This window comes from Rhizobium laguerreae (assembly GCF_002008165.1).
GTDB classification, from domain to species: Bacteria; Pseudomonadota; Alphaproteobacteria; order Rhizobiales; family Rhizobiaceae; genus Rhizobium; species Rhizobium laguerreae.
In genome coordinates, this window is the sequence record NZ_MRDM01000010.1 from 376381 (window position 1) to 400184 (window position 23804).

General features: G+C 62.8%; 22 protein-coding genes. 9 read left to right on the top strand and 13 right to left on the bottom strand.

The window, feature by feature from the left end; genetic code table 11:
• Positions 1 to 15: 15 nt before the first annotated feature.
• Complete coding sequence (locus BS630_RS10305) at positions 16 to 921, top strand: LysR family transcriptional regulator (RefSeq protein ID WP_077977344.1); 906 nt, start codon at positions 16 to 18, stop codon at positions 919 to 921.
• 1 nt (position 922) lies between these two features.
• Here the strand turns inward: BS630_RS10305 and BS630_RS10310 are convergent, their stop codons facing one another.
• Positions 923 to 1801 carry a LysR family transcriptional regulator gene (locus BS630_RS10310; RefSeq protein ID WP_077977345.1) on the bottom strand — a complete coding sequence of 293 codons (879 nt, stop codon included), beginning with the start codon at positions 1799 to 1801 and terminating at the stop codon, positions 923 to 925.
• Between the two features lie 91 nt (positions 1802 to 1892).
• On the opposite strand from BS630_RS10310, the gene BS630_RS10315 reads away from it, so the two are divergent.
• Together BS630_RS10315 and BS630_RS10320 are read left to right on the top strand one after the other, a co-directional pair.
• A complete protein-coding gene (locus BS630_RS10315; RefSeq protein ID WP_077977346.1) occupies positions 1893 to 3143 on the top strand; it encodes an MFS transporter in 1251 nt (416 codons plus the stop codon).
• Positions 3140 to 3526 (top strand): VOC family protein, encoded by a 387-nt coding sequence (locus tag BS630_RS10320; RefSeq protein WP_077977347.1) that lies wholly within the window; start codon positions 3140 to 3142, stop codon positions 3524 to 3526. The genes BS630_RS10315 and BS630_RS10320 overlap by 4 nt, the downstream gene beginning before the upstream one ends.
• Before the next feature lie 17 nt (positions 3527 to 3543).
• On the opposite strand, the gene BS630_RS10325 is transcribed toward BS630_RS10320, so the two are convergent.
• The 8 genes from BS630_RS10325 to ubiE all read right to left on the bottom strand — a co-directional run bounded on the left by BS630_RS10325 (position 3544) and on the right by ubiE (position 13472).
• The gene (locus tag BS630_RS10325) at positions 3544 to 5205 is read right to left on the bottom strand and encodes a thiourocanate hydratase (protein ID WP_077977348.1); all 1662 of its coding nucleotides are present in this window, start codon (positions 5203 to 5205) and stop codon (positions 3544 to 3546) included.
• 18 nt (positions 5206 to 5223) lie between these two features.
• The gene (locus BS630_RS10330) at positions 5224 to 5553 is read right to left on the bottom strand and encodes a TfoX/Sxy family protein (protein ID WP_077977349.1); all 330 of its coding nucleotides are present in this window, start codon (positions 5551 to 5553) and stop codon (positions 5224 to 5226) included.
• A 3-nt stretch (positions 5554 to 5556) separates the two neighbouring features.
• Positions 5557 to 6654 carry a thiohydantoin desulfurase gene (locus tag BS630_RS10335; RefSeq protein WP_077977350.1) on the bottom strand — a complete coding sequence of 366 codons (1098 nt, stop codon included), beginning with the start codon at positions 6652 to 6654 and terminating at the stop codon, positions 5557 to 5559.
• Complete coding sequence (locus BS630_RS10340) at positions 6635 to 7915, bottom strand: Zn-dependent hydrolase (protein ID WP_077977351.1); 1281 nt, start codon at positions 7913 to 7915, stop codon at positions 6635 to 6637. Before BS630_RS10340 ends, BS630_RS10335 begins: the two co-directional genes overlap by 20 nt.
• The gene (locus tag BS630_RS10345; protein ID WP_077977352.1) at positions 7912 to 9291 is read right to left on the bottom strand and encodes a dihydroorotase; all 1380 of its coding nucleotides are present in this window, start codon (positions 9289 to 9291) and stop codon (positions 7912 to 7914) included. The genes BS630_RS10340 and BS630_RS10345 overlap by 4 nt, the downstream gene beginning before the upstream one ends.
• A gap of 23 nt (positions 9292 to 9314) precedes the next feature.
• On the bottom strand, positions 9315 to 10901 hold the full coding sequence (locus BS630_RS10350; protein ID WP_077977353.1) for an aromatic amino acid lyase: 1587 nt from the start codon (positions 10899 to 10901) through the stop codon (positions 9315 to 9317).
• A 151-nt stretch (positions 10902 to 11052) separates the two neighbouring features.
• On the bottom strand, positions 11053 to 12627 hold the full coding sequence (ubiB, locus tag BS630_RS10355) for a 2-polyprenylphenol 6-hydroxylase (protein WP_077977354.1): 1575 nt from the start codon (positions 12625 to 12627) through the stop codon (positions 11053 to 11055).
• 68 nt (positions 12628 to 12695) lie between these two features.
• Positions 12696 to 13472, bottom strand: coding sequence for a bifunctional demethylmenaquinone methyltransferase/2-methoxy-6-polyprenyl-1,4-benzoquinol methylase UbiE (gene ubiE, locus BS630_RS10360; protein WP_077977355.1), 777 nt, complete (start codon positions 13470 to 13472; stop codon positions 12696 to 12698).
• A 149-nt stretch (positions 13473 to 13621) separates the two neighbouring features.
• On the opposite strand from ubiE, the gene mutM reads away from it, so the two are divergent.
• The 5 genes from mutM (at position 13622) to BS630_RS10385 (ending at position 19425) form a co-directional block, all read left to right on the top strand.
• Complete coding sequence (mutM, locus tag BS630_RS10365; protein ID WP_077977356.1) at positions 13622 to 14512, top strand: bifunctional DNA-formamidopyrimidine glycosylase/DNA-(apurinic or apyrimidinic site) lyase; 891 nt, start codon at positions 13622 to 13624, stop codon at positions 14510 to 14512.
• Between the two features lie 39 nt (positions 14513 to 14551).
• Entirely contained in the window at positions 14552 to 15325 is a 774-nt protein-coding gene (locus tag BS630_RS10370; protein WP_077977357.1) for an enoyl-CoA hydratase, read from the top strand.
• A gap of 192 nt (positions 15326 to 15517) precedes the next feature.
• Entirely contained in the window at positions 15518 to 15796 is a 279-nt protein-coding gene (rpsT, locus tag BS630_RS10375) for a 30S ribosomal protein S20 (protein WP_077977358.1), read from the top strand.
• Positions 15797 to 16654: 858 nt separating this feature from the next.
• Positions 16655 to 18205, top strand: a complete 1551-nt coding sequence (dnaA, locus tag BS630_RS10380) for a chromosomal replication initiator protein DnaA (protein WP_017958684.1) — start codon at positions 16655 to 16657, stop codon at positions 18203 to 18205.
• Between the two features lie 137 nt (positions 18206 to 18342).
• Entirely contained in the window at positions 18343 to 19425 is a 1083-nt protein-coding gene (locus BS630_RS10385) for a saccharopine dehydrogenase family protein (RefSeq protein ID WP_077977359.1), read from the top strand.
• A 65-nt stretch (positions 19426 to 19490) separates the two neighbouring features.
• Here BS630_RS10385 and hemW read toward each other — a convergent pair whose 3' ends face one another.
• From hemW to rph, 4 genes are read right to left on the bottom strand one after another with little or no spacing between them, the layout of a single operon-like run.
• A complete protein-coding gene (gene hemW / locus BS630_RS10390; RefSeq protein WP_077977360.1) occupies positions 19491 to 20693 on the bottom strand; it encodes a radical SAM family heme chaperone HemW in 1203 nt (400 codons plus the stop codon).
• Positions 20694 to 20702: 9 nt separating this feature from the next.
• Entirely contained in the window at positions 20703 to 21347 is a 645-nt protein-coding gene (rdgB, locus tag BS630_RS10395; protein WP_020048178.1) for an RdgB/HAM1 family non-canonical purine NTP pyrophosphatase, read from the bottom strand.
• Positions 21348 to 21773 carry a VOC family protein gene (locus BS630_RS10400; protein ID WP_025392887.1) on the bottom strand — a complete coding sequence of 142 codons (426 nt, stop codon included), beginning with the start codon at positions 21771 to 21773 and terminating at the stop codon, positions 21348 to 21350.
• Entirely contained in the window at positions 21770 to 22489 is a 720-nt protein-coding gene (gene rph, locus BS630_RS10405; RefSeq protein ID WP_025392888.1) for a ribonuclease PH, read from the bottom strand. Before rph ends, BS630_RS10400 begins: the two co-directional genes overlap by 4 nt.
• Before the next feature lie 128 nt (positions 22490 to 22617).
• Between rph and hrcA the strand changes: the two genes are divergently transcribed.
• Entirely contained in the window at positions 22618 to 23706 is a 1089-nt protein-coding gene (gene hrcA, locus BS630_RS10410; RefSeq protein WP_012755759.1) for a heat-inducible transcriptional repressor HrcA, read from the top strand.
• Positions 23707 to 23804 lie beyond the last annotated feature (98 nt).

A 23804-nucleotide genomic window follows, 5' to 3' on the forward strand; every position in this document is an offset into this window, starting at 1 on the left:
CGGAAGAGCCGAACGATGATCAGAATCGAAGGTATTGCGGCTTTCGTCGCCGTGGTCGAGGCGGGCTCGGTCAGCGAGGCGGCCCGGCGCCTGCGGCTGTCCAAATCCGTCGTCAGCGAAAGGCTGGCGGAACTGGAGAAGTCGCTCGGCGGCATGCTGCTGCACCGAACGACGCGCAAGCTCACCTTGACGGAGGATGGCACGGTCTTCCTCGGGCGCGCCGCGCGCATCGTGCGCGAGATCGAGGAAGCCGCCGCCGATATGGCCGAGCGGCGCGGAACACTATCGGGACCGATCCGCATCGCCGCCCCCGTCACCTTCGGCCGCATGCATCTCGGCCCGGCGCTCTATCCCTTTCTTGCCGAACATCCCGAGATCGAACTGACCCTCGATATCGATGACCGGCGCGTCGATGCCGCCTCGGACGGTTATGATGCCATTATCCGCAACGGCCCAATCGCCGATAGCCGGCTGGTCGCCTGGAAGCTCGCGCATAGCCGCCGTCTTCTCTGCGCCTCGCCGGATTATCTCGCGCGCCAGGGAATTCCGTCGTCGCTGGCTGATCTCAACAGCCATCGCGGCATCTTCTACACCAATCGCGGCATTGCCGACTGGCGCTTCCAGACGCCCGACGGTGCGATCGTCGTGCGCGCGAAACTGGCGCTCGGCATCAACAATGGCGACATGCTCCGCGACGCCGCGATTGCCGGGCTCGGCATCGCGCTGCTGCCTGCCTTCATCGCAGGCCCGGCAATCCGCGAGGGCCGGCTTGCCGAAATCGATGTCGGCCATAGGCCGGAGGCCGAATTCATCTACATGGCCCATCCCGAAGGCCGAAATCCCTCCGCCAAGCTTCGCGCCATCGCCGATCATCTCAAGAAAAGCTTCGGCGATCCGCCCTATTGGGATCCGGCGGGCTAACTCATGTGCTCAGGAGGCTGATCAGGTTCTCGGTGACGGGCGAGCGATGTGTTTTCAGGATTGCCAGCGCCAGGCGCGCCACGGCCGGCGGCCCCTCGACCGGCCGGTAGGCCACACCTTCGAGCTTGATCTGCGAAATCGAGGCCGGCACGATCGAGACGCCGAGATCGGCCGCCACCAGATTGACGACGGAGGATATCTGCGGCGCCTCCTGCGCCACGGTCAGCTCGAACCCCGCCCTGCGGCAGGCGAGCACGACATCGTCGTAAAGGCTCAAGCCCACGAGCCGGGGAAAGAGGATGAAGGGTTCGTCCGCCAGCGCCGCAAGCGGCAACTTGCTGCGCCGTGCCAAGAGATGGCTGGCGGGCAGGGCGATCACCATCGGCTCATCCGGCAGCCGCCGCATCCGGATACCCGCGAGATCGTCGAGGCTAGGGCGCATGAAGGTGGCGTCGAGCTCTCCACGTTCGAGCTTCTGCATCAGCGCCAGCGTATTCATTTCCGTCAGCGACAGCTGCACCTCCGGCCAGCGTGCGCGAAAGCGTCGGATCGTCGTGCTGACGATGGGATTGAAGGCGGAGGAAGCAGTGAAACCAAGCGATAGCCGGCCGGTCTCGCCGCGATTGGCGCTTTGCGCCGCAAGCTTTGCCTTTTCCGCGGCTGCCAACGAAGCCTTCGCCTCGCCGAGGAATGCCGTACCCGCTGCCGTCAATTCGGCCCCATGCGGCACGCGGTGAAACAGCGTGGCACCCACTTCCCTCTCCAAGTCGCGGATCTGCTGGCTGAGCGGCGGCTGCCCGATGCCGAGCTTGCCGGCGGCACGGGTGAAATTGCCTTCTTCCGCCACCGCCAGGAAATATCTCAAATGCCGCAATTCCATTGGTATCTCCAAAACCTATCAGGACCGCCAGTGCCATATATTGGACAAATGGAGTGGCGTTGACTAGATCGGAGGTCGGGAAGGATGAGATATGCCGACGTCAGTGCATGCAATGAAGACCGCCGAGACAGCCGCAATCCCAGGGCAGAAGCAATACCTGACCCGTGGCGCCGGCGCATATCGCCGCGCCAGCCTGGCACTCTTCCTGTCCGGTTTCTCCACCTTCTCACTGCTCTATTGCGTCCAGCCGCTGCTGCCGATCTTTTCGCAGCAATTCTCCGTCAGTCCGGCCGAAAGCTCGCTGTCCCTGTCGCTCTCCACCGGCTTTCTCGCGGTCGCCATCGTCTGTGCCGCTGCCGTCTCGGAAGGTCTTGGCCGCCGCAGCCTGATGTCGATATCGCTGGTGGGCGCGGCATTGCTGACCATCACCACCGCCTTTGCCCCGAACTGGCATCTGCTGCTCGTCATCCGCGCTCTCCAGGGCCTCATTCTCGGCGGCGTGCCTGCTGTCGCCATGGCCTATCTCGCCGAGGAAATCGATCCGCGCGGTCTTGGCGCCACCATGGGCTTTTATGTCGGCGGCACGGCCTTCGGCGGCATGTCCGGCCGCGTGCTGACCGGTATCTTCGCCGAATATCTCACGTGGCGTCCGGCGCTTTTTCTCATCGGCGCCATCGGCCTTGCCGCCGCGATCGGCTTCATCGCCCTCTTGCCGCCGTCACGCAATTTCGTCCGCCGGCCGGGCTTCGATCCCCGCTTTCATCTCAGGGCCTGGCTCGGCCATCTCAAAAATCCGGCGCTGCCCTTACTCTTCGCTATCGCCTTCCTGGCGATGGGCTCCTTTGTGACGATCTATAACTATGCCGGCTTTCGCCTGGTGGAGCCGCCTTACGACCTCAACCAGACCGAACTCGGGTTGATCTTCACCGTCTATCTCTTCGGCATCGGCGCCTCCTCGATCGGTGGCCTGCTCGGAGACAGAATCGGGCATTTTTCCGTGCTTCTCTTCGGCCTGGCGCTCACCGCAGCCGGCAGTGCGCTGACGCTCGCGGCCTCACTTCCGGTCATCATCTTCGGTATAACAGTGCTGACGACCGGCTTCTTCATGAGCCATTCCATCGCCAGCGGACTTGTCGGCAAGCTGGCGCATGGCACCAAAGGCCATGCCTCATCGCTCTATATGCTCGCCTATTATGTCGGCTCCAGCCTCATGGGTTCGGCGGGCGGCTGGTTCTTCGCGGTTGAAGGCTGGGCCGCCGTGGTTATCTTCACGCTTGCCATGCTGGCGCTGGCCTTTGCTTCCGCCTGTTTTGCGCAACACCTCGCGAGGAGAAAAGCATGATCCGCATAGACCGTCTCGACCATCTCGTGCTGACCGTCGCCGATATCGCCATCACCTGCGATTTTTATTCCCGCATCCTCGGCATGTCGGCCGAAACCTTCGCGGAAGGCCGCAAGGCGGTGAAATTTGGCGGGCAGAAGATCAACCTGCACCAGGCTGGAAACGAATTCGATCCCAAGGCAAGGCAACCCACACCCGGCTCCGGCGACCTCTGTTTCATCGCCGAGACACCGCTTGCCAATGTCATCGCTGATCTAAAGGCCGCGGGCGTTGCGATCGAAGAGGGCCCGGTCGAACGCACAGGTGCGACCGGGCGTTTGTGCTCGGTCTATTTCAGGGATCCCGACGGCAACCTCCTCGAAGTCTCCAATCTGATTGCCTGACGTCCGCCTCCCGCACATCAACCAAGCCGGATATAGGGAACGTCCTTCTTCGTCACCTCGTCCAGCGCCTCCTCGTAACCGGCATCAGCGTAACGCATGACGCCAAGCGCCGTATCGTTGGTCAGCGCATGGTCGAGCCGTTCGTCGGCAGCATCCGTACCGTCGGCAACGACGGTGACGCCACAGCTCGTCATGTAGCCGGCATAACCGCCGCCGCCGGAGTGGATGACGACCAGATCGGCCATCGACGAGCAGAGCATCATCGCATCGATCAGCGGCCAGTCGGCGATCGCGTCGGAGCCGTCCTTCATCCCTTCAGTCATGATGTTGGGATGCGCCATGGCGCCGGCGTCGAGATGGTCGCGGGAGAAGGCGACCGGGCCGTTGAGTTCGCCGCTTGCAACCAGCGCATTGACGCGGCGGGCGAGTGCCGTGCGTTCGCCATGGCCGAGCCAGGCGATGCGGGCCGGCAGCCCCTCAAATGGCACATGCTCGCGCGCCAGCCGGATCCAGTTGGTGATGATCTTGTTGTCGGGGAACATCTCGAGCAGCAGGTCGTCAATGCGAGCGATATCGCTCTCTTCGCCCGATAGCGCCATCCAGCGGAATGGGCCGATCGCCCGGGCAAACAGCGGCCTGAGATAGGCTTCGGTGAAAATCGGGATGTCGAAGGCATTGGCGACGCCGCCCTCTTTGGCCTGCGTGCGGATCAGGTTGCCGTTGTCGAAGACTTCCGAGCCACGCTTCTGGAATTCCAGCATCGCCGTCACATGCTCGACGATCGAGGCCCGGCTTGCCGCCATCAATTGCCCTTGGCCATCGTCACGCAGGCCCTTGACCTGCTCGAGGTCCATGCCTTTCGGCACGTAGCCATAGACGAGGTCATGCGCCGAGGTCTGGTCGGTGACGATATCAGGCACGATGCCGCGCCGGGCAATTTCGGGATAGACCTCCGCCGCATTGCCGACGAGGCCGACAGACAGCGCCCGCTTGTCCTTCACCGCCGCATCGATCATCTGAAGGGCGGTGTCGAGATCGGGCGCGATTTCCTGGAGATAACCGATCTGCTGGCGCTTGCGGGCCCGCTCCGGATCGAAGTCGACGCAGAGGATCGCAGCGCCTGCCATGCGGCCGGCAAGCGGCTGCGCTCCGCCCATGCCGCCGAGGCCGGCCGTCAGCACGAACCGGCCGAGGAGATCGCCGCCGAAGCGCCGCTCGGCAATGCGCATGAAGATCTCATACGTGCCCTGGATGACGCCCTGGCTGCCGATATATTGCCAGGCGCCGGCCGTCAGCCCGCCCCAGCAGATCAGTCCCTTACGCTGCAGCTCGTAGAATACTTCGGCCTTTGCCCATTGCCCGACGATATTGCAGTTCGCCATGATAACAAGCGGCGCTTTGGCATGCGTTCGAACAAGCCCGATCGGCTTGCCGGACTGGATGAGCAGCGTCTGGTCCTCCTCCATCTCGGTCAGCGCCTTGACGATGCCCCTGTGCGCCGCCCAGTTGCGGGCCGCCTTGCCGAGAGCGGCATAGACAATCAGGTTCTCGGGGTCCTCGCCGACGGAAAGCACATTTTCGAGCAGCCGCAGCAGCGCTTCCTGCCGCCAGCCCTTGGCGCGCAGCTCCGGCCCGCCGGGAATCGGAAATTTCGGATGACGTAGATTGGCCTTCGGCATCGTGGGTTCCTCGTTTCGTTATTTGCTCGGCAGCGATTCCACATAGGCAAGTGCCGCATCGAGCAAACGCTGTCTCAGGGCATCGTCGCCGTAAACCTCGGCACCGCCGCGCACCCAGCCATGCATCACCCGCTCGCCCGACAGCATCTGGATCACGCCCGGCAGCGCCAGCGCCCAGCCGTCATTGCCCTTGCCGAGACGGATCAGCATGCCGTCATGGCGCGCGCAGCAGAGAAGATTGCCGTTCAGCATGAAGGCCCAGCCGCCGAACATCGATTTTTCGGCAAGGCCCGGCCGACCGCCGAGTTCCTCACGCATCAGTTCTTCGAGGCCGGGATCGCGCGCCATGGCTCAGGCCTTCGTCGCCAGTGCATAACGTGCGATCTCGATCCCCATCGCCTTTTCGACGACGGGATAGACGGTCGGATCGAGCACGCTTGCCGACAGCGGAATGATCTCCATCGGCACATGCAGGATGAAGACATGCATGCCCTCCTTGAGCTGGCCGACGCTGAGCGGCTCGCCCTCCGGTGAAAGCGTGGTGATGACGGCGGGAAAGGTCGCAAGTCGCTCACCATCCGCATCGTCCACCGCCATATATTCGTTCATCACATGCAGCGTCACCGATTTTTCGCCTGCGCCGACGGTGATCGTGCCGATGTCGAAGGCTTCCTTGGTGTAGACGACGTCCTTGCGGGTGATGACGCCTTCGGCAAGGATATGCCCGCCCGTCGTCTTGCAGATCGCGTCGATGACGGCAGATCCGCCGCGCTTCTCCGCCGCGATGATCGCCTCGCCGAGCGCAAGCGCCATCGAGATACCGCCGAGCGCCGCATGGGTGCGGACGTAGGAGGCTCGGAGCGGATTGCGGCAGCTGGCGATGAAGCCGCCGGATTGATCGGCGGCGGCGCGCAGCACCGGCGAGATCTTCGCCGTCGCCCCCTTCACCACCAGCTCGATATAACGATTCTCGGCGCGATTGCCGCCGACGGCGGTCTGGATCATCTGCTCGGGCGAACCGGCCATGCCGATCGAGCCCATGTCGCCTGTGGGATGCGCGCGAATATCCCCGACCGCGTCGACCACCTTGGTGCCGAGGATTGCTGACGGAAGCCAGCCGTTCAGCGTCGAGGATTTGCCGTTCTGGCCGATGATCAGCCCGGAAAGCTTGTGGCCGAGCGTCTCCTGCAGCAGTTGCACCGCCTTCACATAATCGATGCCCTGCATTTCCCAGGGGGTGGTGGAGGCCGGCGCACCGATCGCGGCCGCAGTCGCAATCCAGTCTTCGTCCTTCAACTCGTCGATCGAGACCAGCTCCGGCTTGCCGACATTGACGGCGGCAAACCCAAGCATCCGCCCGTGATCGGCCCAGCCGCCGCCGCCGGCGGCATAGACGGAGCCGCCCTTGACGGCAGCTTCCACGTCCTTCTCAACGAGTATGCGTCCCATTCGCCTTCTCCTGATTCAAGCTTTTGTCCATCTCGCGCACTGCCTCAAAAAGCACGGCGGCGCCGAGTGCGATATCGTCATTGTCAGCCCACTCGTCGGCCGAATGGCTGCGGCCTTCGCGGCAAGGCACGAAGATCATCGCCGCCGGCGCCACCTTGGCAATCCAGGCCGTATCGTGCCCCGCGCCGGAGGCCATGCGCCGATGTTTTGCGCCGACACGTTCGCAGGCAGCCTCCAAGGTCGACAGCAGCCCGGCATCGCCAGGCGTCGGCTGATTGTCGGAAACCCGGTTCGGCGTCTTGATCATCACGCCGTAGGCGCCCGCCAGCTTTTCGACATGGCCGTCGAGCCAGCGGCAGAATGCCTCCATGTCGGCGCGGATTTCGGCGCGGCCATCGATCAGCAGCACCACCTTCGACGGTACGACATTGGCGGCGTTCGGCTCGATCCTGAATTCGCCGACGGTCGCGGCGAAGTGCCCCGGCGTTCTGGCAAGTTCGGCGGCGGCATTGCGGATGTCGAGCACCAGCTGTGATGCCGCCACCAGCGCATCCGCTCGCCGGTCCATCGGCGTCGTGCCGGCATGGTCGGCCCGTCCTTCGACTGTGATCTCGATACGGGTGATGCCCGAGATCGCGGTGACGATGCCGATATCCTCCTTTTCGGCTTCGAGCACCGGCCCCTGTTCGATATGAAGCTCCAGAAAGCCTGCTATATCGGGCCTGTTCTGCTGCATCAACACATCGGGTCTGCCGCCGACCTGGGCGATGCCTTCGGCCAGGTCGCGCCCGTCGCTGACGCGCGAAAGCCAGGCCTCTGGCAGTTGGCCGGTCATGCCGCGGCTGCCGATGCAGGAGACGCCGAAGATGCTGACCTCCTCGGCGAGGAAATCGACGATTTCGAGATCGTGATCGAGCTCGATATTCTGGTCAACAAGAGCCCGCGCTACCTCCAGCGCCGCAATCACGCCGGCGATGCCGTCGAAGCGGCCGCCGTCGGGCACCGTGTCGGAATGCGAGCCGATCATGATCGTGCCGAGCCATGGTTTCCGACCTGTCCGGCGGCCGATCAGATTGCCGGCGGCATCGATCCGCGTTTCCAGCCCCGCCGCCTTCATCCGCGCTTCGATATAGGCACGGCCGTCGAGAAAGAGCGGTGAGAAGGCCCGTCGCGTCCAGGGATGCTCCGGCTCGGTGATCCCGGCCAATGTATCGATATCGTCAGCGATCCGGCTGGCATTGACGGGTAGATTGCGGCTCATGTTTCAATTCCCGGAATGGCCTGGCGCGGCAGCGGCCGTACGAAGCGGCCGGTGCCGGGTTTAGCCAGCACCTTCGCGCCCTCGGCGATCTTTTCGCCCCTGAGGTAGGTGGCGGAAACGGTCCAGGGCAGGCGGATGCCGTTATAGGGGCTCCAGCCGACGACATTGTTGCCGCTCACGGCGGCATCATAGACGCTGTCGCGCGGCTCGAGCACGACGATATCGGCGTCCTTGCCCGGGGTCAGCGCGCCCTTGATATGGTCGAGCCGGAAATGCTTCGCCGGGTTCTCCGCCATCAGCCTGGCGGCCCATGTCAGCGGAATGCCGCGTTCGACGGCACCTTTGACGAAAAGCGGCACCATCACCTCGAGACCGGGAACGCCGGAGGCGTTGGCGAGCATGTCGGGATTGGTCTTGCGGCTTTCCGACCAGCTGACGTGATCGGTCGAGACCAGCCAGACATCGCCCTCGGCCACCTTCCGCCAGAGCGTCTCCACCTCGGCGCGCGACCGCACGGGCGGATTGATCTTCGCCTTGCCGCCGAGGCGCTTCACGTCGTTTTCCTCGTCGAGCGTCAGGTAGTGGATGCAGCATTCCACCGTCGCCGCAAAGCCGTCGCGGCGGTAGGAACGCGCGATATCGTAGCCACGCCCGAGCGAGCAATGCACCACATGCGCCGGGCAGCCGGTATTGGCGCCGGTCTCGAAGATCGTATGCATCGCCAGCAGTTCGGTGATCGGCGGCCGCGACAGGCCGTGCGCCCGCCAGTCGGTGATGCCGCTCGTCTTCACCTGTTCCATGTAAGTGCGCACCGCCTCGTCGTCTTCATTGTGTACGCCCGCCGTCAGCCCCGTCGGCGCGATTGCCGCAAAGCAGGCGTCGAGCAGGGCAGGCGGAATGCGCGGAAAGCGCTTCGGGTCGGTACCGAATGTCGAGAATTTGAAGGCCGCAACGCCTGCCTCCACCATTTCGCGGATCCGTGCCGGGCCTTCTTCCGGATCGACGGTGCCGTAAAGCGCGAAATCGACGCGCGCCTGCGGACCGGCATGGTCGATCTTCCGCTTCACCGCCGCCGCCGAGCAGACGAGATTGCCTTCATCATAAGGCATGTCGACAATGACAGTCACGCCGCCGGCCGCTGCCGATCGTGTCGACCAGAGGAAATCCTCCTGGTCCTTCTGGGAAAGCGAATGCACCTGCGCGTCGATCGCACCGGGCAGGATGAGCGCTTTTCCGAGCAGATGCCGTTCGCGGCCCGCAGGCGGCACGCCGAGGCCGACCTCGGCGATTTTGCCGTCGCGCACGGCGACATATCCCTCGTCGAGAATGCGGTCCGGCAGCACCACCGTGCCCTGCAGAACGAGATCGAAGTCCATGCTGCTTCCTCCGTAACTGGCAATCAGACCGCTGCCGGCTCGTGACGGGTTAGCCGTTCCTCGATGCGCTCCAGCGAGCCGAGGGCGAAGAAATCGTCGAAGGAGGCGATCGGAACCTGCTCGGTCAGCTTCGTAACGAAGTCGTCCGAACCAAGTTCCTCCTCGATCGCCTCCACCTCGGCCGAAAGCGGCCGGTCGACGATATAGAAATCCGCATGTTTGCGCACGACATCGTAGAGCATGCCCGCGACGCCCTTCGGTTCGTCGCCGAGAATGTCGATCGCCTGGGCAGACAGCAGCGCCTCGAGCGCCGCAAGGCGCTTCAGTGCTTGCATCTGCCGTTCGAAGCGCTCGATGACGAGCGGCAGGAAGGCTGCCTCGTCCTCCAGCCCGGCTGCGACGACCAGCGACTGGGCCGACACGGGATTGGACATCGACAGCACGCGCGAGAAAATCTCGCCGGCAAGTTTGATGATCGGCCCGAAACCGGTGGCGATCCGCCCCGGCGGCACGAGGTTGACCGGCAGGTCGCGCCGTTGGCCGTTGCCGAGAATGACGCAGCGGTTGAAGGCGTTGCGCGCCGCATGCGCCATGCAGAGTGCTGCCGATTCGAGCAGGATCGTCACATCGAGCGGAAGCGAACCCCCGGACGTCATCACCCGGCCTTCGACGACGACGGGATTGTCGTCCGAGCGGCCGGTGGCGGCAAGGATCTTATGGCCGGTCGATAAGAGGTTCTCGATCACCGCGCCGAACACCTGCGCGATCATGCGCAGGCTGAGCGGATCCTGCACATGTGTTGCGACGGGCCAGTTCCATTCGTCGGAGGCATTGCAGAGCCAGGCGCCGATCAGCGCCTCGCGCGCCGTTCCGACATGCCTGACCGCCTTCCACGGGTCGCGGGAAGCGCCGAGCGCGCCAGCGGCCATCATCGCCGTCGCCAGCAGGATGCGGATCGAGGCCGCAGCATTGCGTGTCGTTTCCGCTGCCGAGGCAAAGCTCACCGCATTGATGCTGAGCGAGGCAAGGCTGTCGCGCGGCGCCATCCGCACCGGTTCCAGCCCGGCCGCCCGGAAAGCCTCGGCCGCCTGCATCCGGTTGCCGCGATAGATCGCTTCGCCGACCCCCGTCAGCACCGCGCCGATCTGTCCCATCAGACCGATATCGGCACAGCCGATCGAGCCGGTGCGGCGCACGACCGGGATCAGATCGGCCTCGAGCATCGTCATATAGGCCTGGATCAGCTCCGGCGTGCAGCCGACCTGGCCGGTCAGCGCCGTGTTGATACGGATCGCCATGGCATTGCGCACGACATTGCAGGAAAAGGGGGTGCCGGTGCCGAAATGATGGGCACGCACCAGGCCGAGATTGAAAGTGTCGAGTTCGTCGGCCGACCACTCCACATCCTTCATGGCGCCCACGCCTGTCGTTGAGCCGTAGACGGGCATGCCGGAGGCGATCGCGTCCTCGACGACCTCGCGGGCGATCGCGATGCGGGCCATGCCCGTCGCCGAAGCCGAAATCGCAGCCTTGCCCGCCCCGATCGTCACCATCTCGGCAAAACCGAGCGGCCGTCCGGAAAGTTCGATGCCAGGGCGTTCGTGCTTCATGTGCCTATCTCCCTAAAACAGGATTCAGAGCATGATGTCGCCCGAAAACCGCTCACATTTTTCGGCATCATGCTCGGAACGCGAGACTAAGCGAGCCATCCGTCACATGGGATATCCCAAATGCCGAACACAGCATGTTTTTGGCAGGCGGTCAGCTCAGCATCCAGGCAATGTAGAGAAGCGTCAAGGCGATGACCCATAAGGCGATTTTGGCCGAGCGGTTGTGCCGCGCTTCGGCCTTGCCGATCGCTTCCGCCGTCTCAGCGTCGAAACGTAAGCCGTGCTCGCTCATATGCAGCAGCTGGTGGTGGAATTTTTCGGTTTTTGCCGCGATTTCCGGCACGGCTTCGGCGAGCTTGACCGCCGCCTTCAGCCCGTCCTTGAGATCGGTGGCGATCCGCTTCGGACCGAGATTGGTGCGGATCCAGTCGCCGACGACAGGCTCGGAGGCCTTCCACATATTGAAGCGTGGATTGAGCATGCGCGACACGCCTTCGACCACGACCATGGTCTTCTGCAGCATCACCAGCTCGGGCCGTGTCGCCATGTCGAAGAGTTCGGTCACTTCGAACAGCAGCGTCAGCAGCTTGCCCATCGAGATCGTCTCGGCCGGCTGTCCATGGATCGGCTCGCCGATCGCCCGGATCGCCTGGGCGAAGCTTTCAACATTGTGGTGGCCGGGCACATAGCCGGCCTCGAAATGTACCTCGGCGACGCGGATATAGTCGCGGGTGATGAAACCATAGAGGATTTCGGCGAGGAACCGCCGCTCCTTCTTGCCCAGCCGCCCGACGATGCCCATGTCGACGGCGACGATCATGCCGCCCGCATCGACGAAGAGATTGCCCGGATGCATGTCGGCATGGAAGAAGCCGTCGCGCAGCGTGTGGCGCAGGAACGACTGGATCAGCGTATCGGCAAGCAGGTTGAGGTCGTGGCCCGCCGCGCGCAGGCCCTCGACATCGGACATCCGCGTGCCGTCGATCCACTCCATGGTGATGACGTCGCGCCCGGTGCGTTCCCAGTCGACCTTCGGCACGCGAAAGCCGGGATCCCGTTCGGTATTCTCGGCGATCTCGGAAAGGGCGGCCGCCTCCAGGCGAAGATCCATCTCCACCTTGGTCGTCTGCTCCAGCGTCTTCGTCACCTCGACCGGCCGCAGCCGCCGGCTGGACGGCAGGAAACGCTCCTGCATATGGGCAACGAGATACATCGCCTCGATGTCATGGGCAAAGCGCTGGCGTACGCCGGGCCGCACGATCTTGACGGCGACCTTCTTCCGGCCCTCGGCGCTATCGACCTCGGCCGGATGCACCTGCGCGATCGAGGCGGCGGCGATCGGATCACCGAAGCTCGCATAGAGCTCGCTGATCGGCCGTCCGAGCGAGCCTTCGATATTGGCCTTGGCGGCGGCCGAGGGAAAGAAGGCCATCCGGTCCTGAAGCTGCGACAGGTCGTTGGCGAATTCGACGCCGACGACATCCGGCCGCGTCGCCAGGAACTGCCCGATCTTCACATAGGAGGGACCGAGCCGCTCGACGGCCTGGGCCAACCGGTCGCTGCGCTTCTGGTGCCGCGCCTTGCTTCGCTCGAAAATCGTGACGAAGGATTTGGCGAGCGCGACCGGAGGCGGCAGCCCTTCGGAAGGAAGGGCTGACACGACACCCTCACGCACGAGCACCCAGCCGACGCGCCAAAGGCGGAAATAGGCGCCGAAAGTGCTCATGCAGGCTGGCCTGCTTGCGAAGGGGCCACGGACAGGAATGAAGGAAAGCGTGTAGCCTGCATCATCCCTCAGAGCTTCCAGCCGGAATGGAGTGCGGCGATGCCGCCGGTATAATTGGTGTAGGTGACGCGTGAGAAGCCAGCCTGGCGGATCATCGCCGCGAAATTCTCCTGGTTCGGGAATTTGCGGATCGATTCCACCAGATATTGGTAGGGTTCGGCATCGCCGGTGATCGCCTTGCCGAATTGCGGAATGGCGTTGAACGACCAGGCGTCGTAGATCCTGTCGAGAAGCGGCATATCGACTTCGGAAAATTCCAGCACCAGCAGCCGCCCGCCACGCTTCAAGACGCGATAGGCCTCAGACAGCGCGACATCGATCCTCGGCACGTTGCGGATGCCGAAGGCGATCGTATAGGCGTCGAAGCTGCCTGCCTCGAAAGGCAGTTCCTCGGCATTCGCCTCGATGAAGGTGAGATTGCCCGAAAGCTTCCTCTTTTCCGCCCGCTCGGCGCCGACGCCGAGCATCGAACCGTTGATGTCGAGCACCGTGGCATGCGCCTGTCTGCCCGACGCCTCGACGATGCGGAAGGCGATATCACCCGTGCCGCCGGCAACGTCGAGTACCTTGTAGCCAGGCTCCTTGCGCGGGTTCAGCGCCGAGATCATCGCATCCTTCCAGGCGCGGTGCATGCCCATCGACATAACGTCGTTCATGATGTCGTAGCGCTTGGCGACCTTGTGGAACACCTGGTTGACCAGGCCCTGCTTCTGGCCGTCGGGCACCTCGCGGAAGCCGTAGGAGGTCTCCATGCCGCCATCGGCGGAAGTGCGGCTTTCTGACATCAGACTGCTCCGTTCCTGACGATTCGGGCGCGACGGCCATAGCGAAAGACCGCGCGCGACGTTATCTATGGGCCGCGTTTTCCGCGGCACACTGGCGCTATAGCGCACATCGTCGTCGGTTGAAACACGTTACAGATAGATGGGTTAAGATGCCGGAATTGCCAGAAGTCGAAACGGTGAAACGCGGCCTGACGCCGGCGATGGAGGGCACGCGCGTCACCAGGCTGGAGCTGCGCCGCGGCGATCTGCGCTTCCCCTTTCCCGACGCTTTCGCGGACAGGGTTTCCGGCCGCACCATCGTCGGCCTTGGCCGCCGCGCCAAATATCTGCTGGTCGATCTCGACGACGGCAACACGCTGATTTCGCATCTCGGCATGTCCGGTTCGTTTCGCATCGAGGAGGGGGCCGCCTCCGGCGTGCCGGGCGAATTTCACCATGCCCGCTCGAAGGACGAGAAGCACGATCATGTCATCTTCCATCTGCAAGCGGCAAGCGGCCCCCGCCGCGTCGTCTATAACGATCCGCGCCGTTTCGGCTTCATGGATATGGTGGGACGTGCCGATCTCGCCGCCCATCCCTTCTTCCGCGATCTCGGCCCGGAGCCGACGGGAAACGAGCTCAGCGCCGCCTATCTGGCCGAACGCTTCCGGGACAAGGCGCAGCCGCTGAAGAGTGCGCTGCTTGACCAGAAGAACATTGCCGGTCTCGGCAATATATATGTCTGCGAGGCGCTGTGGCGCTCACATCTTTCGCCGATCCGCGCCGCCGGTACGCTTGTGACGGCGACTGGCCGGCCGAAGGCGCAGCTCGACCTGCTCGTCGCCTCGATCCGCGACGTCATCGCCGATGCGATCGCCGCCGGCGGATCATCGCTGCGCGACCACATCCAGACCGACGGATCGCTCGGCTATTTCCAACATTCCTTCTCCGCTTATGATCGCGAAAGTCAGGCTTGCCGCACGCCCGGCTGCGGCGGTACGGTCGCCCGCATCGCCCAGGCGGGTCGCTCCACCTTCTATTGCGCCACCTGCCAGAAGTAAGCTTGCCAGACGTTAAGAGTGAGAAACCGGGAGAACAGCATGGCCTATGAGACCCTGATCGTCGAAACCCGAGGCAATGTCGGCCTCGTCACGCTGAACCGCCCGCAGGCGCTAAACGCGCTGAATTCCACCGTCCTGAAGGAACTGAAAGAGGCCTATGCCGCCTTCCACGCCGACGAGACGGTCGGGGCGATCGTGCTGACCGGTTCCGAGCGCGCCTTTGCTGCCGGCGCCGATATCAAGGAGATGCAGCCGCTTGAGTTCGCCGATATCTATAAGAGTGATTTCATCAGCGGCTGGGATGAAGTCGCCAAGGCACGCAAGCCGGTGATCGCTGCCGTCAGCGGTTTTGCGCTCGGCGGCGGCTGTGAGCTCGCCATGATGTGCGATTTCGTCATCGCCTCGGAGACGGCGAAGTTCGGCCAGCCGGAAATCACCCTAGGTGTCATTCCCGGCATGGGCGGCTCGCAGCGGCTGACGCGCGCCGTCGGCAAGGCGAAGGCAATGGATCTCATCCTGACCGGCCGCATGATGGATGCGGCGGAAGCCGAACGATCGGGACTCGTTTCGCGTGTGGTGGCGCCCGAGCGTCTCATCGACGAGGCGTTGGCGGCGGCCGAAAAGATCGCTTCGCTTTCGCGCCCCTCGGTGATGATGGCCAAGGAGGCGGTCAACCGCGCATTCGAGACCACGCTGGAGGAGGGCTTGCGTTTCGAGCGCCGCCTGTTTCACAGTCTCTTTGCCACGGACGACCAGAAAGAAGGCATGGCGGCCTTCGTCGAGAAGCGCAAACCTGCTTTTACGCACCGTTGAATGCTTTTAGGCGCTTGCCGGTGGTAAAGCTTGAAAATCCGCGTTGACGTGGGCCGGCTTTAGAGTTATATGCCCGCCCACGGTTCGGAAAGCCGGTTTGGTTTTCCGCGATTGCTCCCGCATTGCTGGATTTTGTGGCCGCAGGGCCCGCGGTAATGGCGGAGTTTGTTCGAATTCTTGAGAGAGGCATCCATGGCCAATACAACTTCGGCGAAAAAAGCGACCCGCAAGATCGCCCGCCGTACCGACGTCAATAAGGCTCGTCGCTCGCGCGTTCGTACTTTCGTTCGCCAGGTCGAAGAGGCCATCGCCTCCGGTGACGCCGCCAAGGCGAAGGAAGCTTTCCTGGCGGCTCAGCCCGAGCTTGCCCGCGCTGCCAGCAAGGGTGTGCTGCATTCCAACACGGCATCTCGCAAGGTCTCGCGCCTGGCCGCTCGTGTGAAGGCTCTTTCGGCCACCACGACCGCGTAATCTTCCGTTAACGACTTCTTCTTTATGATTAGCCCGGTAATTTTACCGGGCTTTTTCGATTCAACCGATCAGCCCCTGCATGGTTAATCTCAAGACTGTTTCGTGTCAGCGCCATGACAGGAAAAATTGTTTAAAAACAAAGGCTTGCGCAAGGATGCTTTTGCACTGCGCGACTCTGCCCCAAGCTTCCCGGACCACAGGGGAGTCAAGAGGATTTTATTTTTTTTCTTTCAATGCGTGTCAAAATAGCCCGAACGGGGGAATCTCTTTGATTCAACTGCGATTCTTTTTTGACGCTGGTGTGACGCCCGAAAAGGGCAGGCGGAGTCAATGGCCGCTTGTTAATTTTGCGTAAAATTCATCGTTGATATTGCCCTTTGATCCTGCCTAAATGGCTTCCAACAGAGGGCGCGGACATCACCTGCAGAGGCTCGGTTTTAACTGCCACGTCGGCAGGGCGATGAGCTTGTGCCTTTTGTTACGGAGCCTTGCGCTTCCGTCTTTTCAAGCACTCGACGGATTTGAGCCGTAACGTGGCTGTTACGGAGCGGGGATGTTTTGTGCCTTCAGTGGCCACACGTTTAAGGCGAGGCCGCCGGAGAAGGTAAAGTAATATTGGGTTCGGGCTGGTCGGCCGAAAACGAGGTTCGATCGCCAGCCTGACACGGAAGGCCGATGAAGGTTGCCGCATGAATGCGGCCCCTGCAACGGAGTTCTGCGTCGGTCCCGTTGAGGGGCCAGTGTTTTGAGTGAACCGGCAGGCGAGCGGCTCATGAGGATCCGTCAGCCCGCCAAAGCGGGGATTGATCGGGCGGCTGTTTTAGCGGATGCCGCCCGGTGGAATTGAAAGGCGGCATTATGCAGATGAATACGATGACGACGGGCGGGCTCGACAATGGGGATGCGGCACCGCAGACGTTCGGATCCATTCGCCTCGAAGTGGGCGAAGCAAAGGCGGAAATGAAGCAGAGCATTTTGTTTGAGCGCGTCAGCGCGCGCTTGAAGGCCCAGGTCGGTCCTGACGTCTATGCCAGCTGGTTTGCCAGACTGAAGCTGCATTCGGTATCGAAGAGCGTCGTTCGCCTTTCGGTCCCCACGACCTTCCTGAAGTCGTGGATCAACAATCGTTATCTCGATCTCATCACCGGTCTGTTCCAGGCCGAGGATCCGGAAATTCTGAAAATCGAAGTCCTGGTGCGCACGGCAACGCGCCACGGCACCAAGGCGCTCGATGAGGCGGTCGCGCCGGAACCAGCCGCCCCCACGCAGATGCGCCGCCCGACAAGCGCGCAGCCGGCCGGTCAGGCCGTCCAGCAGGCGGTTTCGGCTGTTGCCGCCGCAAGGCCAGCAAGCTTTGGCTCGCCGCTCTTCGGTTCGCCGCTCGATAGCCGTTTTACCTTCGACACCTTCGTCGAAGGCAGCTCGAACCGGGTCGCACTTGCGGCTGCTAAGACGATTGCGGAAGCTGGTCAGGGCGCTGTGCGCTTCAACCCGCTCTTCATTCATTCGACTGTCGGCCTCGGCAAGACCCACCTGCTGCAGGCGGTCGCTAATGCGGCAGTACAGAACCCGCGGGCTCTGCGCGTCGTCTATCTGACGGCCGAATATTTCATGTGGCGCTTTGCCACCGCGATCCGCGACAATGATGCGCTGACGCTGAAGGATTCGCTGCGCAACATCGACCTCCTGATCATCGACGACATGCAGTTCCTGCAGGGCAAGATGATCCAGCATGAATTCTGCCATCTCCTGAACATGCTGCTCGACAGCGCCAAGCAGGTCGTCGTTGCAGCCGACCGTGCGCCCTGGGAGCTGGAGTCGCTCGACCCCCGCGTTCGCTCGCGCCTGCAGGGCGGTGTGGCGATCGAATTCGATGCGCCGGATTACGAGATGCGTCTCGAAATCCTCAAGCGTCGCCTGGCTGTCGCCCGGCTCGAAGATCCGTCGCTCGATATTCCGGCCGAACTGCTCCAGCATGTCGCCCGCAACGTCACGGCCAGCGGCCGCGAACTCGAAGGCGCCTTCAACCAGCTGGTCTTCCGGCGCTCCTTCGAGCCGAACCTGTCGATCGAACGCGTCGACGAGCTGCTCGCCCATCTGGTCGGCTCCGGCGAGCCCCGCCGTGTGCGCATCGAGGATATCCAGCGCATCGTCGCAAGGCACTACAACGTCTCGCGCCAGGAACTGGTGTCGAACCGCCGCACCCGCGTCATCGTCAAGCCGCGCCAGATCGCCATGTATCTGTCGAAGACGCTGACGCCGCGCTCCTTCCCGGAGATCGGCCGCCGGTTCGGCGGGCGCGATCACACGACCGTTTTGCATGCCGTGCGCAAGATCGAGGAGCTGATTTCGGGAGACACCAAGCTTTCGCATGAAGTCGAGCTTCTGAAGCGCCTGATCAACGAATAATCGCCTAGTTTTTCCGAAAAATCCACGGCCGGAAGTGATTCCGGCCGTTTTCCTTTATAAGTTTTTTATTCTATACCTCCCGCGCATGACGTGCATGTCAAAGACTGAAGCGCCAAAACGGCGCGTGGGAGGAATGAATGAGTTTCGAAAAGATCGCCGTTCTCGGCCTGGGCAAGGTCGGACGGCTGGCGGCGACGCTTTTGCATGAAGGGGGCTTCGAGGTCATCGGCGTCGACGCGCAATTGCCGCTGAGCGACGTCCCCTTCAAGTGCCGCACCGGCGATATCTCCGATCCGCAAGTGATCGGCGAACTGCTCTCGAATGTCGAGGCGGTGCTCTCCTGCCTGCCCTATCATTTGAACATCGAATTGGCGCGCGCCGCCCATCTTGCCGGTATTCATTATTTCGATCTGACCGAAGACGTTCCCACAACCAATTTCATCATCGAGCTGTCGAAGACATCACGCGGCCTGATGGCACCGCAATGCGGCCTGGCGCCGGGTTTCGTCGGCATCGTCGGCGCAAGCCTGGCCGACGGCTTCGATCGCTGCCGGTCGATCCGCATGCGTGTCGGCGCCCTGCCGCAGCATCCGACCGGGCTGCTCGGCTACGCCTTCAACTGGTCGCCCGAGGGCGTCGTCAACGAATATCTGAATGACTGCGAGGTCATCGAGGGCGGTGTGCGCAAGCTCGTCTCGCCGATGGAATGGCACGAGACCGTCTATGTCGGCGGCGTCAAGCTCGAAGCCTTCACGACGTCGGGCGGCCTTGGCACCATGTGCGACACCATGCTCGGCAAGATCGACAATCTCGATTACAAGACCATGCGTTATCCCGGCCATATGGAGCTGATGAACTTCTTCTTCCACGAGCTGCTGATGCGCGACAAGCGCAAGCTCGCCGGCGAGATCCTGACCAATGCCAAGCCGCCGGTTGAAGACGATGTCGTCTATGTCCATGTCGCCGCCGAGGGGACCGAAAATGGCAGCCTGCGCCGCAAGGAGTTCGTGCGCGCCTATTATCCGATCGAGATTGCCGGGGCGCGCCGCACGGCGATCGCCTGGACGACGTCAGCCTCCGTCGTCGCCGTCATCGAGATGGTCCGCGACGGCCTGCTGCCGGCGACCGGCTTCCTGCACCAGGAGCATATTCCGCTGGAGATGTTTTTGAAGACACCGACCGGCAGCCTCTTCAAGGCCGGTGCCACCAGCCACGGCTGAGACTGCCTTCCGGCACGGCAGCAACATCGATGCCGTCGCGCTGCAAATCCATTCGTCTTATGATATCAGCAGGCGAGATCGGCGACGACGGAATCGAGGATCAGCATGCCTGAGGGCGTGCAGCGCAGGCGTGAATTGCCGATCCGCTCGATGAATTTGTGTTCGAGCAGGAATTCCTCGCGTTTCGGGTCGAGGTCACGGCCCGATAGCTGCTGCCAGCGGGCGAGATCGACGCCTTCCCTGAGCCGCAGCCCCATCAGCAGCAGCTCGTCGGACTGTTCCTCGAAGCCGAGTCGCTCCTCGTCGAGAATGCCGTGCCCATCACGCTCGACCATGTCGAGCCAGGTTTCGGGCTTGCGCTCGGTCGCCGTCGCGAGCTTCTCCGGCCCACGCGTCAGCCGGCCGTGGGCGCCCGGGCCGATGCCGGCATAATCGCCGTAGCGCCAGTAGGTCAGGTTATGCCGGCTTTCAGCCCCCGGCCGGGCATGATTGGAAACCTCATAGGCCGGCATGCCCTCGCGCGCCGTGATCTCCTGCGTCGCCTCATAGAGCAATGCCGATTGCTCGCCGTCCGGCACGATCAACTTGCCGGCCTTGTGCAGGCCGTAGAACGGCGTGCCTTCCTCGATGGTCAGCTGATAGAGCGAAAGATGGTCGACCGCATAGGAGATCGCCTCTTTCAGCTCCTTTTCCCATTCCCCGATGGTCTGGTCGGGCCGGGCATAGATCAGATCGAAGGACATGCGCGGAAAGATGTCGCGGGCCAGCCTTATCGCCTTAAGCGCGTCGGCGACATCATGCAGCCGGCCGAGGAATTTCAGATCCCGGTCGTTCAGCGCCTGCACGCCGAGCGAGACGCGATTGACGCCGGCCGCCCGGTAGCCGCGGAAGCGTTCGGCCTCGACGCTCGAAGGGTTGGCCTCCATGGTGATCTCGATGCCATCAGGCACATGCCAGTGCCGCGCAATGCCGTCGAGAATGGCGGAAACCGTTTCCGGCTTCATCAGCGAGGGCGTGCCGCCCCCCAGGAAGATGCTCGTCACCGTCTTCGGGCCGCTGATCGCCCGGACTGCCGCCATCTCCTTCAGGAAGGCTGCTGTAAAGCGCTCCTGATCCACCGGCTGGTGGCGCACATGGCTGTTGAAGTCGCAATAGGGACACTTCGCCGCGCAGAAGGGCCAATGCACATAGACGCCGAAACCCGGCTCGCCGGTATCGGGCAGCAGAGCCGCGTCGCGCGAGCTGCTTGGCGTGTCGAAATTGACCACGGACCGTCCTTATGCCTCCAGGCAGGTTTCAACAAAGAGTTTGAAGGCGCGGGCCCGGTGCGACAGCGCTTGCGGCTTGCCGACGTTCCAGCCGTGTTTTTCCTCGCCGCTCATTTCGCCGAAGGTGATGTCGTAGCCCTCGGGCTGGAAGACCGGATCGTAGCCGAAGCCTTGCGTGCCGCGCGGCGGCCAGACGACGCTGCCTTCCACCTCGCCGCGAAACAGCTCCGTATGCCCATCCGGCCAGGCAAGGCAGAGCACGCTGATGAAACGCGCCCTGCGCTGTTCCGGCTGTGTCGCGCCCACATCCTGCAGCGCCTTTTCCACCTTGGCCATCGCCATGTCGAAATCACGCGTGCCGTCGGCCCTCTCCGCCCAATTGGCGGTGTAGACACCGGGATCGCCGCCGAGCGCGTCGACCACCAGCCCGGAATCGTCCGACAGCGCCGGCATGCCGGCGGCATTGGCCGAGGCGATTGCCTTGATCGTCGCATTCTCCTCGAAGCTCGTGCCCGTCTCATCCGGTTCGACGAAATTCAGCTCGGCGGCCGATTTGGCGGTGAAGCCAAGCGGCCCGATCAATTCCTGGATCTCACGGATCTTGCCGGCATTGTGGCTGGCGACGACGATGGTCTTCGTTTCAAGCTTGCGCATTCAGATGTCCTGTTCGATGCCCCAGATTTTAGCCTCCGCGCATTCCAGGCTGTTGCCGGCAGGATCGCGGAAATAGATCGAGCGGCCGCCGTTCGGCCAGCGCACTTCGGATTCGATCGCCACGCCCGCCGCCGTCAGCCGTTCGGCCATGGCATCGATATTGCGGCCGGATACCCGGAAACAGGCATGGCCCTGGCCGGTCGTGCCGTGCGGCGGCACCTGCAGCGCTTCCGGCGCCGGCGGCTTCACCGTTTCCTCGGGATTGAAGATCAGGAGAACGCCTGGCCCGCAGCGGAAGAAGACATGCCGGTTGGCGGCGCGGGCGATCTTTTCAAGCCCGAGAACGTCTTCGTAGAACGTCTCGGCCTTATCCAGATCCCGCGCATAGAGCGCCGTTTCCAACATGCCTTCCAGCATGGGGTTCATCCTTCGACGACTTGCTTCTGCAGCGCCACGAGTTCGCCGATTCCGTTTCTGGCAAGCTGCATCAGCGAGGTGAATTCGCCTTCGCTGAACGGCGTGCCTTCGGCCGTGCCCTGGATCTCGACGATCCCGCCGGTGCCCGTCATGACGAAGTTCGCATCGGTCTCGGCCGAGGAATCCTCGAGGTAATCGAGATCGATCACCGGCTGGCTGGCGAAGATACCGCAGGAAATGGCGGCGACGTGATCCTTCAGGACCCGGTCGACCTTGATCATGTTCCGGCTTTCCATCCATTTCAGGCAGTCGTAAAGCGCGATCCAGCCGCCGGTGATCGAGGCGGTCCGTGTGCCGCCATCGGCCTGGATGACGTCGCAATCGAGCGTGATCTGCCGTTCGCCGAGCGCCTGCAGGTCGACGACGGCGCGCAGCGACCGTCCAATCAGCCGCTGGATTTCCTGGGTGCGGCCGCCCTGCTTGCCGGCGGCGGCCTCGCGCTTCATGCGTTCGCCGGTCGCCCGCGGCAGCATGCCGTATTCGGCCGTGACCCAGCCCTTGCCGGTATTGCGCAGCCATGGTGGCGTCTTTTCTTCGAGGCTCGCCGTGCAGAGCACATGCGTATCGCCGAACTTCACCAGGCAGGAGCCTTCCGCATGCTTGGAAAAATTGCGCTCGAACGAGACCTTGCGCATCTGGTCGATTTTTCTGCCTGAAGGCCGCATTCTTATCTCCTGGGGTTTATTTGACCGCTTCTACGATTGGCGGCGCTCATTTGCAAATTCCCTTTTGCCACGGGTGTTAGTTTGACTATATTTTCGGGAAGTATCATCAGCACGGGTTCGAAAGCTTCATGGGCATCAGGTCGACGTCGGTTTCGGATGCCGTAGCTGCGCTGGACGAGCGCTCCAGGGAAATTTTTCGTCGCATCGTCGAAGGTTATCTGGAAAGCGGCGAGCCGCTCGGTTCGCGCAACCTGTCCCGTATCCTGCCGATGTCGCTGTCGCCGGCCTCGGTGCGCAACGTTATGAGCGATCTCGAGGAGCTCGGCCTGATCTATTCGCCGCATGTCAGCGCCGGCCGGCTGCCGACCCAGATCGGCCTGCGCTTCTTCGTCGATGCCTTCATGCAGGTCGGCGACCTCTCCGCCGAGGAGCGCGCCAGCATCGACCGCCAGGTGCGGGCCGAAAGCGGCGGCAATCCCGTCGAATCGATGATGAACGAGGCAAGCCGCATGTTATCTGGCATTTCGCGCGGCGCCGGCCTCGTCATCACCTCGAAAAGCGATCCAGTGCTGAAACATGTCGAATTCATCCGGCTCGAACCGACAAAGGCGCTGGCCGTGCTCGTCGGCGATCACGATCAGGTGGAAAACCGCATCATCGAACTGCCGGCGGGCGTCACCTCCTCGCAGTTGACGGAAGCGGCGAATTTCCTCAATGCCCATATGTCCGGCCAGACCCTGCCGGAGCTCCGCAAACAATTAAGCCGGTTGAAAGACGACGTCCGTCACGAGCTTGATGCCCTGTCGCGCGATCTGGTCGAGCGCGGCATCGCTGTCTGGGCCGGCAGCCCTGACGAGGGAAAGCCGACGCAGCTGATCATCCGCGGTCGCGCCAACCTGCTCGAAGGGCTCGCCGGCGCCGAGGATCTCGACCGGCTTCGCCTGCTGTTCGACGATCTCGAGAAGAAGGACAGCCTGATCGAGATCCTCAATCTCGCCGAAAGCGGTTCGGGCGTGCGCATCTTCATCGGTTCGGAAAACAAGCTCTTCTCGCTGTCCGGCTCGTCGCTCATCGTCGCGCCCTATCGTGACGACGACGATCGCATTGTCGGTGCCGTCGGCGTCATCGGCCCGACGCGGCTCAATTATTCCCGCATCGTGCCGATGGTGGACTATACGGCCCAGCTCGTCTCCCGCCTTTCGCGCAATCAGCTTTGACGCGCAGCTATCAGTCACGCGGAATTTTCGCTTCTTTGTCACGCAGACTTGATTTTTTTCGGTCAAACCTCGATATCGGGCGCATCTGAAGACACCAA

Excerpts from the sequence above, each read along its gene's own strand:
- BS630_RS10305 (WP_077977344.1), top strand. The coding sequence starts at position 16 with ATGATCAGAATCGAAGGTATTGCGGCTTTCGTCGCCGTGGTCGAGGCG.
- BS630_RS10310 (WP_077977345.1), bottom strand. The coding sequence starts at position 1,801 with ATGGAATTGCGGCATTTGAGATATTTCCTGGCGGTGGCGGAAGAAGGC.
- BS630_RS10315 (WP_077977346.1), top strand. The coding sequence starts at position 1,893 with ATGCCGACGTCAGTGCATGCAATGAAGACCGCCGAGACAGCCGCAATC.
- BS630_RS10320 (WP_077977347.1), top strand. The coding sequence starts at position 3,140 with ATGATCCGCATAGACCGTCTCGACCATCTCGTGCTGACCGTCGCCGAT.
- BS630_RS10325 (WP_077977348.1), bottom strand. The coding sequence starts at position 5,205 with ATGCCGAAGGCCAATCTACGTCATCCGAAATTTCCGATTCCCGGCGGG.
- BS630_RS10330 (WP_077977349.1), bottom strand. The coding sequence starts at position 5,553 with ATGGCGCGCGATCCCGGCCTCGAAGAACTGATGCGTGAGGAACTCGGC.
- BS630_RS10335 (WP_077977350.1), bottom strand. The coding sequence starts at position 6,654 with ATGGGACGCATACTCGTTGAGAAGGACGTGGAAGCTGCCGTCAAGGGC.
- BS630_RS10340 (WP_077977351.1), bottom strand. The coding sequence starts at position 7,915 with ATGAGCCGCAATCTACCCGTCAATGCCAGCCGGATCGCTGACGATATC.
- BS630_RS10345 (WP_077977352.1), bottom strand. The coding sequence starts at position 9,291 with ATGGACTTCGATCTCGTTCTGCAGGGCACGGTGGTGCTGCCGGACCGC.
- BS630_RS10350 (WP_077977353.1), bottom strand. The coding sequence starts at position 10,901 with ATGAAGCACGAACGCCCTGGCATCGAACTTTCCGGACGGCCGCTCGGT.
- ubiB (WP_077977354.1), bottom strand. The coding sequence starts at position 12,627 with ATGAGCACTTTCGGCGCCTATTTCCGCCTTTGGCGCGTCGGCTGGGTG.
- ubiE (WP_077977355.1), bottom strand. The coding sequence starts at position 13,472 with ATGTCAGAAAGCCGCACTTCCGCCGATGGCGGCATGGAGACCTCCTAC.
- mutM (WP_077977356.1), top strand. The coding sequence starts at position 13,622 with ATGCCGGAATTGCCAGAAGTCGAAACGGTGAAACGCGGCCTGACGCCG.
- BS630_RS10370 (WP_077977357.1), top strand. The coding sequence starts at position 14,552 with ATGGCCTATGAGACCCTGATCGTCGAAACCCGAGGCAATGTCGGCCTC.
- rpsT (WP_077977358.1), top strand. The coding sequence starts at position 15,518 with ATGGCCAATACAACTTCGGCGAAAAAAGCGACCCGCAAGATCGCCCGC.
- dnaA (WP_017958684.1), top strand. The coding sequence starts at position 16,655 with ATGCAGATGAATACGATGACGACGGGCGGGCTCGACAATGGGGATGCG.
- BS630_RS10385 (WP_077977359.1), top strand. The coding sequence starts at position 18,343 with ATGAGTTTCGAAAAGATCGCCGTTCTCGGCCTGGGCAAGGTCGGACGG.
- rdgB (WP_020048178.1), bottom strand. The coding sequence starts at position 21,347 with ATGCGCAAGCTTGAAACGAAGACCATCGTCGTCGCCAGCCACAATGCC.
- BS630_RS10400 (WP_025392887.1), bottom strand. The coding sequence starts at position 21,773 with ATGAACCCCATGCTGGAAGGCATGTTGGAAACGGCGCTCTATGCGCGG.
- rph (WP_025392888.1), bottom strand. The coding sequence starts at position 22,489 with ATGCGGCCTTCAGGCAGAAAAATCGACCAGATGCGCAAGGTCTCGTTC.
- hrcA (WP_012755759.1), top strand. The coding sequence starts at position 22,618 with ATGGGCATCAGGTCGACGTCGGTTTCGGATGCCGTAGCTGCGCTGGAC.